Source organism: Acuticoccus sp. I52.16.1 (assembly GCF_022865125.1).
Lineage (GTDB): Bacteria > Pseudomonadota > Alphaproteobacteria > Rhizobiales > Amorphaceae > Acuticoccus.
Genome location: NZ_CP094828.1, coordinates 600,417 through 613,435 on the forward strand (window position 1 = coordinate 600,417; position 13,019 = coordinate 613,435).

Below are 13,019 nucleotides of genomic sequence, written 5' to 3' on the forward strand. Positions count from 1 at the left end.
TCCCCTCGCGGGGAAGCAAGCGATGTGCCGATCGTTCAGGCTTCGATCAGGTCAGGCGGACGAGCCCGTCGATCGGACGCAGACCGGCCGTTCCGGGGAAGACCGCGTCGCCCAGCAGCCCCGGCGCGAGGCCGAGGTGATCGCGCGCGACCCCCTTCAAGACGGCGCGCAAATCGGTGGTGGGGGCGAGGTCGCGGCCCTCGAAGAGCGCGTTGGGGGCGAGGCCCGGCCAGTCGGCCACCACGCGCCCGCCCTTCACCGCGCCGCCCAGGAGCATCGCCACCGTGGCGGTGCCGTGGTCGGTGCCGTCGCTGCCGTTCATGCGCACCGTGCGGCCGAACTCCGTCATCACCGAGACGACGGTGTTGTCCCACGCCGGGCCCAACGAATCGCGCAGCGCGCCGATGGCGAGGTCGAGCGCGATCAAGGCGCGGCCGATGCGGCCGGAGGTGACGCTCTGGCGCAGGTGCGTGTCGAAGCCGGACATGTCGAGGAAGCCCACGCGCGGGCCGTGGTCGCGGCTCATCGCGCGCCCGGCGGCGGTGGCGGCGGCGACCACCTCGCGCTGCATCGCGTTGGCCTCCATGGTGCCGAGCATCGACTTCACGGCCGCGTCGGTCTCCATCTCGGAGCCGGTGATGCGGGCGAGGTCCAGCCCCTCGGCCATCGCCCGGGCGAGCACGGGGTCGGTGTGCTCGTACATCATCAGGAGGCGGTTGCGGGTGTCGTCGGACGCCTCGTCAAACCCGGCGGGCAGCCAGGTGACGACCCGCGGCGCGCCGCGCAGCGTCAGCGGCGTGGTGGTGGCGGCGGCGAACGCGCCGTCCCTGGCGACACGGTCGTCCGCCGGCAGGCCCTGAATGATGCGGCCGAGCCAGCCGTCCTTGTGGTGCGCCTGGGAGGTGGTGCCGTTCTCCAGGATGTCCTGCGCGTCGAAATGCGAGCGCTCGCGGTAGGCGGTGTGCGCGGCGTGGACGAACAGCGCCTCGCCGCGACCGTAGAGGTCCGCCAGCCGCGTCATCAGCGGGTTGAGGACGAAGAAGCCGTCGAGCGGGATCGCCGCGTCCGCCCCCTCGAGCGGCATCGAGAACTCGTCCCGCACGGCCTCGTATGCCGGGTCGCCGACCGGGGCGACGACGGCCAGACCGTCCATCCCGCCGCGCAGGATGACGGCGATGAACCGCGGGTCGCGTGCGCCGGCGGCACGGGCGATCTTGGGGATCGAGGCCCATGCCGTGAACGCCGCGCCGCCCGCCAGAACCGCACGCCGAGAAGGATGCAGCATACTCATCTCCGTTGAAACGCCGGACTCATGAGGAGGAGAACCATGGCTTGATGGCGATCTTCCGCCCGATCCACGGTTTCGGCAACGAACGGATCGAGGTCTTCGCCCAGCAGCGTGCGCGCCAGACTCCGCGCGTCGACGCTGCGGCCGAAGCGGCCCACCATGGTGCCGGCGAAGTCCACCCGCTCCAGCACACTGTCGCCGCCCAGGAAGTCGTTGTCGTCGTAAGGCCAGCCGGCCGGCGACGGCGGATCCCAGATCGGCTGCCCCAGCGTTTCGCACGCCTCGTCGACGAAGCGCGGCGGGGTGTCGGGCGCCTGCAATGTCCGCCCGGCGGCGACGAGGAAGTCGTACGGCGGCACCACTTTGGTCGGCTCGCCGGCCCACGCATCCGGGTGGGCGATCAGCGCGAAGGCGAGCTCGGCCAGATTGCCGCCGCTCTTCACGAACGTCACCCGCAGCGTCTCGACGAGATCGGCCGAGGCCGCCTCGCCCACGAAATGGCGCGCAAACTTGTGCGAGATGTGCCGGGCGGTGGCCGGGTCGGCGGCGAGGTCGTCCAGCACCGCCATCAGCTGCGCTTCGCCCTTCTGGCGGTAGGTGCGGCCCATGATGGTGCGCGGCCCCGGCTCGTGCCAGCGGCGGTCGAACACGGGGTTGCGCGGGCGCGGGTCCATGCCGCCGGTCCACCCGGTCAGCGTCAGTGCCAGCGCGTTGACGTCGCCCTGCCCGTACCCGCCGTCGACGCCGACGGTGTGCAGCTCCAAAAGCTCGCGGGCGAGGTTCTCGTTGACGCGCGACTTGCCCTGACGCCGGCCGATCGGACTGCCCGGCCCGAACGAGCGCGCATTGTCGAGGTAGATGAGCATCGCCGGGTGCGTGATCGCCGCCTTCAGCATGTCCGCGAACGTGCCGGTGACGTGGGCGCGGATCACCTCGCGCTCGTAGTTGCCGGCGACGGCGCGCACGGGGACCTTCTTGGTCTCCACCGCGAAGTGGTTGGACCAGAACAGCACCAGCCGCTCCAGGAACGGGGCGTCGGTGGTCACGCCGTGGCGGTAGCGGGCGGCGACTTCGCTCGCCATCGCTTCGCGCACCACCTTCTGGCGGGCGCGGGCGGCCTCCTTGCGGGTCATCTCAGTCGCCGCGGTGCCACCATTGCGATTGGCGCGGGCGGCGACGCGGAACTCGCGATCGCGGTCGACGTAGCGGCTGCGGATGGTGTCGAGGTCGTCCATGCCGCGGATGGTCGCCGCGCGCGGCCGGTCCAGCTCGGCGGCGAGACTTTCGCGCGTCCTCGCGGGGCCGCGGTCGGGACCGAGGCCGAATCGTGTGGCAGCCGTCAACGCGGGCGAGCGCATGGGGTCACCTCCCTGCCACCGAAGCGCACGGGGGTCCGGCCCCCATCCGCTGCGGTATCATGTCGGCCGCGTGGTCCGCACCGCGTCACCGCGACACGCCGGGCCACGCAGCCCGGAGGGCGACACTGCCCTCCATTGCGCCCCTCTGATGCCCGCCGGCGCGTGAACCGGCGTTGAACGCGGCCTACTTCAGCGGCTGGAGGATGGAGACATAGTTGGCGACCGCCGCGCCGCCCATGTTGAAGACGCCGCCGATGTCGGCGTTCTTCAGCTGCATCTCGCCCGCCTCGCCGGCGAGCTGCATGGCCGAGACGACGTGCATCGACACGCCCGTCGCGCCCACCGGGTGCCCCTTGGCCTTGAGGCCGCCGGAGACGTTGACCGGCAGCTTGCCGTCCGCCTCGGTCCACCCTTCGAGGATGGCGCGCGCGCCCTCGCCTTCCTTGGTGAGGCCCATCGCTTCGTACTCGATCAGCTCGGCGATGGTGAAACAGTCGTGCGTCTCGACGAAGGAGAGGTCGTCCAGCGTGACGTTGGCGGCGGCGAGCGCGCGCTGCCACGCCTCGCGGCATCCCTCGAACTGGATGATGTCGCGCTTGGACATCGGCAGGAAGTCCTGCACGTGGGTCATGTTGCGGAAGGCGACGGCCTTCTTCATCCCCATCGCGGTGGAGAAATCGGCCAGCACCACCGCCGCCGCACCGTCGGAGACGAGCGAGCAGTCGGTGCGCTTCAACGGGCCGGCGACGACGGGGTTCTTGTCCGACTCGGTGCGGCAGAACTCGAAGCCGAGGTCCTTGCGCATCTGCGCGAAGGGGTTCTTCACGCCGTTCTTGTGGTTCTTGGCGGCGATCTTGGCGAGCGCATCCGACTGGTCGCCGTAGCGCTGGAAGTAGTTGCCGGCGATCTTGCCGAAGACACCCGCGAAGCCGGCCGGAATGTCGCCCTCTTCTTTCAGGTAGGCCGCGCGCAGGAGGTTCTCGGCGATCTGCGGGCCGGGCGTCGTCGTCATCTGCTCGACGCCGACGACGAGGACCATCTTGGCCTCCTTCGCGGCGATCGACTTCAGCCCCTGGCGGATGGCGCCCGATCCGGTGGCGCAGGCGTTCTCGACGCGCGTCGCCGGCTTGAAGCGCAGCCGGTCGTCGGCCTGGAGCACCAGAGAGGCGGTGAAGTCCTGCTTGGAGAAGCCGCCGTTGAAGTGGCCCAGCACGATCTCGTCGATGTCGTCCGGACCGACGCCGGCGTCGGCCATCGCGTCGGTCGCGACGCGGGCGACGAGGGACTCCACCGTCTCGTCGCCGAGCTTTCCGAAGGGCGTATGGGCCCACCCCACCATCGCTGCCGTCATAGGTTCCTCCATCGTGCGCGGCCGGCGCCGCTCTTGTTCGCGCGGCCGTGCCGCATGGTTGAGCGGCCCCGCCGCATCTGTCTGCAATGCGGCCAAGCCGCATCAGTCTGCAATGCGGCCCCGCCGCATTCGCGTGCTATGTCACATAACGATCGCTGCGCGACTTTGACAGGGCCCGGCGCGTTCGTCAGCCAAAATCGTCAGACGGTTTTGCGGCGAGCGCGCCGCTCAGTCGACCGGGACGACGATGTTGAGCGGCAGCCGGCCCCCGTCGGCGTAGACGGTCTGTCCGGTGATGTAGCTCGACTCGGGCGAGGCGAGGAAGGCGACCACCGCGGCGATCTCCTGCGGGCGGCCCATCCGGCCCATCGGCGTGCGCGACATCAATGTCTTCACCGCCTTGGAATCGCGGGTCGCGCGCGGCGGCAAGTCCCCCTCCATGGTGCCCGGGCCGACGGCGTTGACGCGGATACCCCACGGCGCCAAGGCCAGCGCGCTCACCCGGATCAGCTGCGTCATCGCCCCCTTGGAGACCGAATAGGGCACCTCCGAGGTCATCGCGAAGACCGCGTTGACCGAGCTCATGTGGACGATCGTGCCGGGCGCCCCCCCGTCCTCGACCCGTTCCACCATATGCCGCGCGACGCCCTGCGAGATCAGGAAGGCGCCCTTGAGGTTCACGCGCAGGACCCGGTCGAAATCCTCCTCGGTGAGGGCCAGGAATTCCGCCCCGCCGTCGATCGCCGCGTTGTTGGCGAGCACGTCGACACCGCCGAAGGTTTCGATCGTCGCGGCGATCAGGTTGCGCACGTCGAGCCGCTCGGCGACGTCGCATTCGGTGAACTGCACGTGGCTCTCGGGCCCGAGCGCCTTGGCGACGCGCTCCCCCTCGCTCGCGTTCACGTCCGCCAGCATGACGCGCATGCCCTCCTCGACCATGCGCTCGGCGACGGCACGGCCGATGCCGCGCGCGGCCCCGGTGACGATCGCCACCTTGTCGTTGAGGCCTCTCACGCAGCGGCGCCGGGCTTGCCGAGAGCGGTTTCGATGTCGTCGAGCGCGGCCGGGTCGTCGATGGTGGCGGGCATGGTGTAGCGTTCTCCGTCGGCGATTTTCTTCATCGTGGCGCGCAACGTCTTGCCGGAGCGCGTCTTGGGCAAGCGCGGAACGGCGATCACCCGCTTGAATGCGGCGACCGGCCCCACCTCCTGACGCACCTTCGCCACGAGTTCGGCCTCCAGCCCGTCGAACGAGGCGTCCGGCCGCAGCACCACGAAGCCGATCGGCGCCTGACCCTTGATGGCGTCCTCCGCGCCGATCACCGCGCACTCCACCACCGCGGGGTGCGAGGTGAGCACGTCCTCCATCACCCCGGTGGACAGGCGGTGGCCCGCGACGTTGATGACGTCGTCGGTGCGCGCCATGATGAAGACGTAGCCGTCGTCGTCGATCAGCCCGGCGTCGGAGGTGGCGTAGGTGCCGGGGAAGGCCTCGAGGTAGGCCGAGCGGAAGCGCGCGTCGTCGTGCCACAACGTCGGCAGGCAGCCCGGCGGCAGCGGCAGGCGCAGCGCGATGTTGCCCATGACGCCGCGCGGCAGCTCCTCGCCGCTGTCGGAGAGGATCACCACGTCGTAGCCGGGCATCGGCTTGGTCGGCGAGCCGGGCTTGACCGGCAGCGCGCCGAGACCGAGCGGATTGCCGCAGATCGCCCAGCCGGTCTCGGTCTGCCACCAATGGTCGATCACCGGGACGCCGAGCGCCCCTTCGGCCCAGGCGATGGAGGCGGGGTCGGCCCGCTCGCCGGCGAGGAAGAGCGCGCGGAAGCGGGTGAGGTCGAACGCGGCGGGGCGCTCGCCGTCGGGGTCTTCCTTCTTGATGGCGCGGATGGCGGTCGGCGCGGTGAACAGCGAGACGACGCCGTGCTCGGCGACGACGCGCCAGAACACGGTCGCGTCCGGCGTGCCGACGGGCTTGCCCTCGAACACCACCGTCGTCGCGCCGACGAGCAGCGGGCCGTAGACGATGTAGGAGTGGCCGACCACCCAGCCGACGTCCGACGCGGTCCACCACACTTCGCCCGGCGCGATGCCGTAGAGGTTGGTCATCGACCATGCCAACGCGACGCAGTAGCCCGCGTTGTCGCGCACGACCCCCTTGGGCCGCCCGGTCGTGCCGGAAGTGTAGAGGATGTAGAGCGGGTCGGTCCCCTTGACCGGAACGCACGGCACATGCCGCCGTTCGGCCAGCGCCGCGGCGTAGAGCGGTCCGAGATCGTGGTTACCCGGCCCGGCGAGGTCCGCCGGGCCCTGCTCGCGCTGCAGGTAGAGCACCGGCGGCGCATCCTTTGCGATGCGCCGTGCCTCGCTGATCAGCGGCTCGTAGGGGACGACGCGCGTCGGCTCGATCCCGCACGAGGCGGCGATGATCAGCTTCGGCGCGGCGTCGTCCAGCCGGGCGGCCAGCTCCTTGGCGGCGAACCCGCCGAACACGACCGAGTGGATCGCGCCCAGCCGCGCGCAGGCGAGCATCGCCACGAGCGCATCGGGGATCATCGGCATGTAGACGATCGCCCGGTCGCCCTTGGAGAGGCCGAAATCCTGCAGCACGGCCGCCAGCGCGTTCACACGCGCGGCAAGCTCGCCGTAGGTCCAGACCGATTGCGTGCCCGTAACGGGGGAATCGTAGATGACGGCCGGCTGGTCCGCGCGAGCCGGCAGGTGCCGGTCCACCGCATTCCAGCAGGTGTTCATCACGCTGTCGGCGAACCAGCGGCCGTAGATGCCGGCGCCCGGGTCGAAAGCGGCTCGCGGCGGCTCGATCCAGTCGACCGCTGCGGCGGCCTTCAGCCAGAAGGCCTCAGGATCCGCACGCCACGACTCGATCGTCGCCTCATAGAGGTCCGACATTCCCCCCTCCCCGATTGCGCACCTTGTCGCGGCGCGTCGGTGGAACGATGCCACCAACGCCCCAGTGGCGCAAACGGGAGAGCCGTCAAGCTCTTAGGCGGGCGATCTCATCCTTCAGACGGAGTTTCTCTCGCTTCAGCTGGGCGGAGACCAGCTGATCGGCACTGGGTTGGGTGACTAGGGTTTGCAGCTCAGCTTCGATCGCGGCATGCTTGCGCTCTAGCGCAGCCTTGCGTGCCTCAGCGGACATCGGCCCCTCCGTGCTTAGCTGGGTAAGAGAATAGCACTTTCGGACGCGAGATCTACACCTTTAAGTCGAAAAAGTGCTACTTCGATGCGTCACCATGTTGCGGCGAGGCATGCATCAACCGCCCCCGCTCCGTGATCACGACAATCACCAGCGATATCAACGCGAAGAAGCAATAGCCGGTGAACAGCGGGTACGCCGATCCGTCGTAAAGCTGACCGACCGCGCCGCCCAGAATCGCCCCCAGCGCCGTCATCGCGAAGCCCACGAACGACGACCCCGTGCCGGCGATCGCCCCCAGAGGCTCCATGGCCAGCGCGTTGAAGTTCGGAAGCATCAACCCGACCAGGAAAAAGGACAGCGACAGGAACGCCACCAACAGCCCCACGGGGAATTCGCCGATCGCGACATGCACGATGTTCGCCACGACCGCGACCAGCGCGAACACGATCAACGCTCCGTGCGACAGTCGACGCATGCCGATTCTCTCGACCACGGTGGAATTGACGAGACTGGCGACGACCATACCGCCCGCGACACTGGCAAAAATCAGCGGAAACCACGTGACGATGCCGTAGATGTCCTCGAACATCTGCTGAGCACTGGCGATATACGTAATCAGGCAGCCGAAGATGAAGCCCAGGCTCATCGTATAACCGACGGTCTGGCGACTCTCCAGGATGGTCTTCAGCGCCACCAGCACCGGGACCGCCTTGCGTACCCCCTCGCCGGTGCGCGGGTTGGTCTCCTCCAGCCGCACCCCGATCCAGACCATCACGCACAACGCAAACGCGAGAAGGAACACGAAAATCGGCTGCCAGGACCCCAATAACGCGAGAAGGCTCCCCAGCGACGGGGCGATGATTGGCAAGATGATGAACACCATCATCACGATGCTCATGATCTGGCTCATCCCGCGGCCGACGTACCGGTCGCGCACCACCGCCACGGCGACGACGCGCGGGCCGGACGCGCCCAGCCCCTGCACGGCACGCGCCGCCAGCAGCATCTCGAAGCTCTGGGCGAAGATGGCGAGGATCGTCCCGGCCGCATACAGCAGGAAGCCCCCCACCAGCACCGGCTTGCGCCCGAGCCGGTCCGACATCGGCCCCACCACCAGATGCCCCGTCGCGAAGGCGGCCATATAGGTCGTGATCACGAACTGCTGGGTGTTGGCGTCGGTGAGCTGAAAGTCTGCGGCAATGTCCGGCAACACCACGAGCATGATGTCGACCGACAGCGCCGTGAGGGCCATCGACATCGCCATCATGCCCACAAACTCGGCCATGGACGAATTGCCGAGCTTGCGAGATTGATCACTCATATCGCTTCTTTCTCAATTTGCTTGCTGCGACACCTAACGCATTCGACGGGGAGCGAAAGGCATGGCAGGTGCGCGCTACTCGCCGATCGAACGTTCGTTTCGCCAGCGACGCCCGAGTAGCGCGATGACCGGCGGCAGCGATAGCGACAGGAGGATCATGCGCGCGGTGTGGATGAGCGCGACGAATGCCACGTCGTAGTTCAACAGGAATGACAGCGCGATCATCGTATCGATCCCGCCCGGCGCATAGGCGAAAAAGACCGTCCCCACCGGGCGCGCCAGGATCGCCGCGAACGCGACGGCCAGCACCAGCGACACCGAGGCCGCCGCCACGAACGCCCCCAGCGAGGCGACGAACATCCGGGCCAGCCCCTCGCGTTGAACGCCGCGGAACCGCAGCGCGACGGACGTGCCCAGCATCACGAGCGCGAAGGCGGCCATCCAGTCCGGGATCGCCACCCGCGCCAGGCCGGTGACCGACATGGCCGCCCCCGCGATCAACGGCCCCATCAGCGCCGGCGCCGGGATGCGCGCCACATAGGCCAGCGCCACCGCCCCCGCCGTCAGCGCCAGGGTGAAGGCGACATCGAAGGCGGCGATGTCGTCGGGCGCCATCTCGAGGTCGCTCGCATCCGAGCCGCCGAACACGAAGGGGATCAGTGCCACCAGGATGAAGAGCCGCAGCGACTGCGCCATGACCACGCGGTCCATCCGCGCGCCGCCCTCTGTCGAGACGGCGAGCACCAGCGGCAGGTTGCCCGGGATCGACCCGCACAGCGCCGACAGCCTGTCCCACCCGCCGAGCCAATAGAGCACCGCCGCGCTCGCGGCCGACGTGCCGACGACCACGAGGACGAGGCCGATCAGCGCGACCGGCGCCGTCACCAGCTGCTCCAGCGCGGCGAGGCTGATGCTGGACCCCATGACGGTCCCCAGCACCGAGAACGAGCCGGAGCGCACCGCATTGGGCAGGGTCACCGGAACGCCCGCGACGAGGGCGACCGCCACTGCCGCCGCCGAGCCGGTCAGGAAAGCCGCCGGCATGCCGAATGCGTGGAAGACCAACGCGCCGAAGGTACCGATGCCGACCGTCAGCAGCGCGACGGCGACGCGCGCCGGCGTCCAGGTCGGCTGCGCGCTCTCCTGCGCCGCCTCCCTCGTTTGATGGATGGACGGCGGCATGGAGCTCCTTAGCGCGGGAGCGTCGTCGCCCCCATCAGGTCGAGGTCGATGGCGCGCGCGGCCTGCCGACCCTCGCGGATCGCCCAGACCACGAGGCTCTGTCCTCGCCGCACGTCACCCGCGGCATACACCTTCGGGACGGAGGTGCGATAGTCCTGCGTGTTGGCGACGACGTTGGTGCGCTGGTCCAGCTCGAAGGCGCCACCGGAGAGGTAGGTGTCGAGCCGCGGGCCGGAGAAGCCGATCGCCACCAGCACGAGGTCGGCCTTGATGTCGAACTCGGTGCCGGAGATCGGCTTGCGCGAGGGGTCGACGCGGGCGCAGCGCACGTGCGTCGCGCGGCCCTTCTTGCCGACGATCTCCAGCGTCGCCACCGCGAACTCGCGGTCCGCGCCCTCCGCCTGGGAGGACGAGGTGCGGAACTTCGTCGGCCAGTAGGGCCACACGACGTCCTTGTTCTCGCGGATCGGCGGCATCGGGCGGATGTCGAGCTGGGTGACCTGCAGCGCGCCCTGTCGGATGGACGTGCCGATGCAGTCCGACGCCGTATCGCCGCCCCCGATGACGACGACGTTCTTGCCCGAGGCCACGATGGGCGTGTCCTCGAACGGCTCGCGGCCGACGCGGCGGTTCTGCTGCACCAGGAACGGCATCGCGTAGTGAACGCCGGCGAGGTCCAGCCCCGGCAGGCCCGGATCGCGCGGACGCTCGGCACCCGTCGTCAGCAGCACCGCGTCGAACTCACCCGCCAGCTGCGTCAGCCGCGCATCGTCCACGTCGGCGCCGAAGTGGAAGACCACGCCCTCGGCCTCCATCTGGCCCTGACGGCGATCGATGCTGGTCTTCTCCATCTTGAAATCGGGGATGCCGTAGCGCAGCAGGCCGCCGGACTTGGCGTACCGCTCGAACACGTGCACCTCGTGGCCGACGCGCGCGAGTTGCTGCGCCGCCGCCATACCGGCCGATCCGGCGCCGACGACGGCGACCTTCTTGCCCGTCAGCCGCGCAGGCGGCTGCGGCGTGATCCAGCCGTTGTCCCACGCCTTGTCGGCGATCGCCTGCTCGATCGCCTTGATGGCGACCGGGGTGTTCTCGATGTTGAGCGTGCAGGCTTCCTCGCACGGGGCGGGGCAGACGCGGCCGGTGAACTCCGGGAAATTATTGGTCGAGTGGAGGTTGCGGGCCGCCTCCTCCCAGTCGTGGGCGTAGACGAGATCGTTCCAGTCGGGGATCTGGTTGTCGACCGGGCAGCCGGCGTCGGACTGGCAGAACGGGATACCGCAATCCATGCAGCGCGCCGCCTGCCGTTCCACTTCCGGCTCCGAGAGCGGAAGCGTGAACTCCTTGAAATGCCGAATACGATCGGCCGCCGGCTGATACTTCAGCTCCTGCCGGTCGATCTCCAGGAAACCCGTGACCTTCCCCATCGTCACTCCTTCATTCACCACCATCGATGACTGCAACGGATGACGGTTCGGGTCAATCTTCGCGTGCGGCCATCGTCGCGTAGACCGTACGGCGACGCGTTCACGCCACAGATCAGTGTGTTGGCGCGCCGAATAGCACAACGAAGCGCAAAGTCTACGCCTCGCCGCCGAGGGATCGGATCCGCCAGGAGGCGCCGCCGTCCTGCGCCAGCCGCGCCGTCAGAGCCGGAAGGAGGACGCCGAGCTCGGCCTCCAGCGTGAACGGCGGGTTGACGACGATCACGCCCGAGCCCGACAGGCCCGCCGCGCCCGCGTCCCGCACGCTCATCTCGGCGGCGAGGATCCTGGGGATCCCTACCGCGCGCAGGTCACGGTGGAGGATGTCGACCGGCGCGCCGGCCTTCAGCGGATACCAGAGCAGATAGACGCCGTTGGCGAAGCGCCGGTGCGCCGCCTTCAGACCGTCCACCAGGCGCCCCCAGTCGGCCGCCTCCTCGAACGGCGGGTCGACGAGCACCAGGCCGCGCCGCTCCTTGGGTGGCAGATGGGCCCCCAGCGCCAGCCAACCGTCGAGGTGCAGCACCTTGATGCGTCCGTCCCGGCCCAGCGCGTCCACCAGCAGCCCATGGTCGACCGGGTGCAGCTCGATGGCCTCCAGCGCGTCGTCCGCGCGCAGCATCTGCTGCACGATCAGCGGCGAACCCGGATAGTGCAGCAGCCGGCCCGCGTTGACGGCCGCCACCGCCGCGCGGAACGGCGCCAGCAGCGCCTCGGCCTCGGCCGTCAGCGGGGCGCCGTCCAGCCGGCCGATCCCCTCGCGCCATTCCGGCGAGCGGACCGCCTCGGACGCGCCGAGGTCGTAGAGGCCTATGCCGGCGTGCGTGTCGATCACGCGGATGGGCTTGGCCTTGCGCTTCAGGTAGTCGAGGATCCGGGTGAGGACGACGTGCTTGAGGATGTCGGCATGGTTGCCGGCGTGGAAGGCGTGACGGTAGTTCAGGGCCGGTCCGCCGCCCATTCGGCCAGGAAGGCCCGCAGCACGGCCGCCGAGTTGGCTGCCGCGAGGCCCATGAAGACTTCCATCTCGTTGGCCGCGCCGCTGCCGCCGGCGAGGTCGGACAGCGAGCGGAAGGCGATGAACGGGACGCCGTTGGTCGCCGCCACGTGCGCCACCGCGGCACTCTCCATGTCGACCACCTTCGCCTCGAAGGTGTCGAAGATGTACGCGCGCACGTCGGCATTGTCGACGAAGGCCGAGCCCGAGACGCCCTTGCCGCCGATTGTGATCCCCGGCGCCTCGGTCAGGCAGAGGTTCTCGGTCATGCAATCGTCGAGCGTGAGATCCTCCACCGCGGCGCGCGCAGTCTCCAGCAGCGCCCGGTCGACGGGGAACCAGAACCGGTGCTCCGGCTCCTCCACGCCCTCGCTGCGCACCAGCTCCGGCTGCGGGAAGATCATGCCGAGGTTGGCGATATCGCGGTGCATGAAGGGCGGCACCTCGTAGCCCTCGCCCGTCTGCCGCGCGAGGAGCACGTTGAAGTAGGAGCCCCATTCGGCCGGCACCACGACCTCCCCCAGCGTCAACGACGGATCGACGCCGCCGGCGATGCCGGAGAAGGCGATGGCCGCGACGTCGTAGCGGTCGACCACCATCTGGGCCGACATGGCGGCGTTGACCATGCCGACGCCCGACAGCAGCAGCACCACCGGCGCGCCCTCGATCTCGCCGGTCACGAACCGCACGCCGTGCTCGACCGTGTCGGCGCGGTTCTCCAGCATGTCCTGCAGGACGCCCCACTCCGGCGCGAAGGCCGACATCACCGCGATGCGGGGCGTACCGTCGGCCCCCTCCGCCACGGCGGGGGCGGCGGAAAGGGCCAGCGCGGCGATCATCGGCAGAATCGGGCGAAGCATCGGTGGGTCTCCGGGTACGAGG

The 13,019-nt window shown here is 69.4% G+C and carries 11 protein-coding genes; all 11 read right to left on the reverse strand.

Going from position 1 to position 13,019, the window contains the following annotated elements; genetic code table 11:
• Positions 1–46: 46 nt before the first annotated feature.
• The 11 genes from MRB58_RS02750 to MRB58_RS02800 all read right to left on the reverse strand — a co-directional run bounded on the left by MRB58_RS02750 (position 47) and on the right by MRB58_RS02800 (position 12,997).
• Complete coding sequence (locus tag MRB58_RS02750) at positions 47–1,285, reverse strand: DUF1501 domain-containing protein (protein WP_244780173.1); 1,239 nt, start codon at positions 1,283–1,285, stop codon at positions 47–49.
• 2 nt (positions 1,286–1,287) lie between these two features.
• Positions 1,288–2,646, reverse strand: coding sequence for a DUF1800 family protein (locus MRB58_RS02755; RefSeq protein ID WP_244780174.1), 1,359 nt, complete (start codon positions 2,644–2,646; stop codon positions 1,288–1,290).
• Between the two features lie 184 nt (positions 2,647–2,830).
• A complete protein-coding gene (locus tag MRB58_RS02760) occupies positions 2,831–3,997 on the reverse strand; it encodes an acetyl-CoA acetyltransferase (protein WP_244780175.1) in 1,167 nt (388 codons plus the stop codon).
• Positions 3,998–4,225: 228 nt separating this feature from the next.
• Complete coding sequence (locus MRB58_RS02765; protein WP_244780176.1) at positions 4,226–5,011, reverse strand: SDR family NAD(P)-dependent oxidoreductase; 786 nt, start codon at positions 5,009–5,011, stop codon at positions 4,226–4,228.
• Positions 5,008–6,903, reverse strand: a complete 1,896-nt coding sequence (locus MRB58_RS02770; RefSeq protein WP_244780177.1) for an AMP-binding protein — start codon at positions 6,901–6,903, stop codon at positions 5,008–5,010. The genes MRB58_RS02765 and MRB58_RS02770 overlap by 4 nt, the downstream gene beginning before the upstream one ends.
• An 85-nt stretch (positions 6,904–6,988) precedes the next feature.
• A complete protein-coding gene (locus tag MRB58_RS02775) occupies positions 6,989–7,153 on the reverse strand; it encodes a YdcH family protein (RefSeq protein ID WP_244780178.1) in 165 nt (54 codons plus the stop codon).
• Between the two features lie 76 nt (positions 7,154–7,229).
• Positions 7,230–8,474, reverse strand: coding sequence for a multidrug effflux MFS transporter (locus MRB58_RS02780; RefSeq protein WP_244780179.1), 1,245 nt, complete (start codon positions 8,472–8,474; stop codon positions 7,230–7,232).
• A 75-nt stretch (positions 8,475–8,549) separates the two neighbouring features.
• Positions 8,550–9,656 (reverse strand): AbrB family transcriptional regulator, encoded by a 1,107-nt coding sequence (locus MRB58_RS02785; RefSeq protein ID WP_244780180.1) that lies wholly within the window; start codon positions 9,654–9,656, stop codon positions 8,550–8,552.
• Positions 9,657–9,664: 8 nt separating this feature from the next.
• The gene (locus MRB58_RS02790) at positions 9,665–11,083 is read right to left on the reverse strand and encodes a glutamate synthase subunit beta (RefSeq protein WP_244780181.1); all 1,419 of its coding nucleotides are present in this window, start codon (positions 11,081–11,083) and stop codon (positions 9,665–9,667) included.
• Between the two features lie 154 nt (positions 11,084–11,237).
• Positions 11,238–12,083: a 23S rRNA (adenine(2030)-N(6))-methyltransferase RlmJ gene (locus MRB58_RS02795; protein WP_244781875.1), complete on the reverse strand. Its 846-nt coding sequence runs from the start codon at positions 12,081–12,083 to the stop codon at positions 11,238–11,240.
• On the reverse strand, positions 12,080–12,997 hold the full coding sequence (locus MRB58_RS02800; RefSeq protein ID WP_244780182.1) for a 5'-methylthioadenosine/S-adenosylhomocysteine nucleosidase: 918 nt from the start codon (positions 12,995–12,997) through the stop codon (positions 12,080–12,082). The genes MRB58_RS02795 and MRB58_RS02800 overlap by 4 nt, the downstream gene beginning before the upstream one ends.
• Positions 12,998–13,019 lie beyond the last annotated feature (22 nt).

Coding starts and splice junctions, on each gene's coding strand:
- MRB58_RS02750 (WP_244780173.1), bottom strand. CDS start 1,285: ATGCTGCATCCTTCTCGGCGTGCGGTTCTGGCGGGCGGCGCGGCGTTC.
- MRB58_RS02755 (WP_244780174.1), bottom strand. CDS start 2,646: ATGCGCTCGCCCGCGTTGACGGCTGCCACACGATTCGGCCTCGGTCCC.
- MRB58_RS02760 (WP_244780175.1), bottom strand. CDS start 3,997: ATGACGGCAGCGATGGTGGGGTGGGCCCATACGCCCTTCGGAAAGCTC.
- MRB58_RS02770 (WP_244780177.1), bottom strand. CDS start 6,903: ATGTCGGACCTCTATGAGGCGACGATCGAGTCGTGGCGTGCGGATCCT.
- MRB58_RS02775 (WP_244780178.1), bottom strand. CDS start 7,153: ATGTCCGCTGAGGCACGCAAGGCTGCGCTAGAGCGCAAGCATGCCGCG.
- MRB58_RS02780 (WP_244780179.1), bottom strand. CDS start 8,474: ATGAGTGATCAATCTCGCAAGCTCGGCAATTCGTCCATGGCCGAGTTT.
- MRB58_RS02785 (WP_244780180.1), bottom strand. CDS start 9,656: ATGCCGCCGTCCATCCATCAAACGAGGGAGGCGGCGCAGGAGAGCGCG.
- MRB58_RS02790 (WP_244780181.1), bottom strand. CDS start 11,083: ATGGGGAAGGTCACGGGTTTCCTGGAGATCGACCGGCAGGAGCTGAAG.
- MRB58_RS02800 (WP_244780182.1), bottom strand. CDS start 12,997: ATGCTTCGCCCGATTCTGCCGATGATCGCCGCGCTGGCCCTTTCCGCC.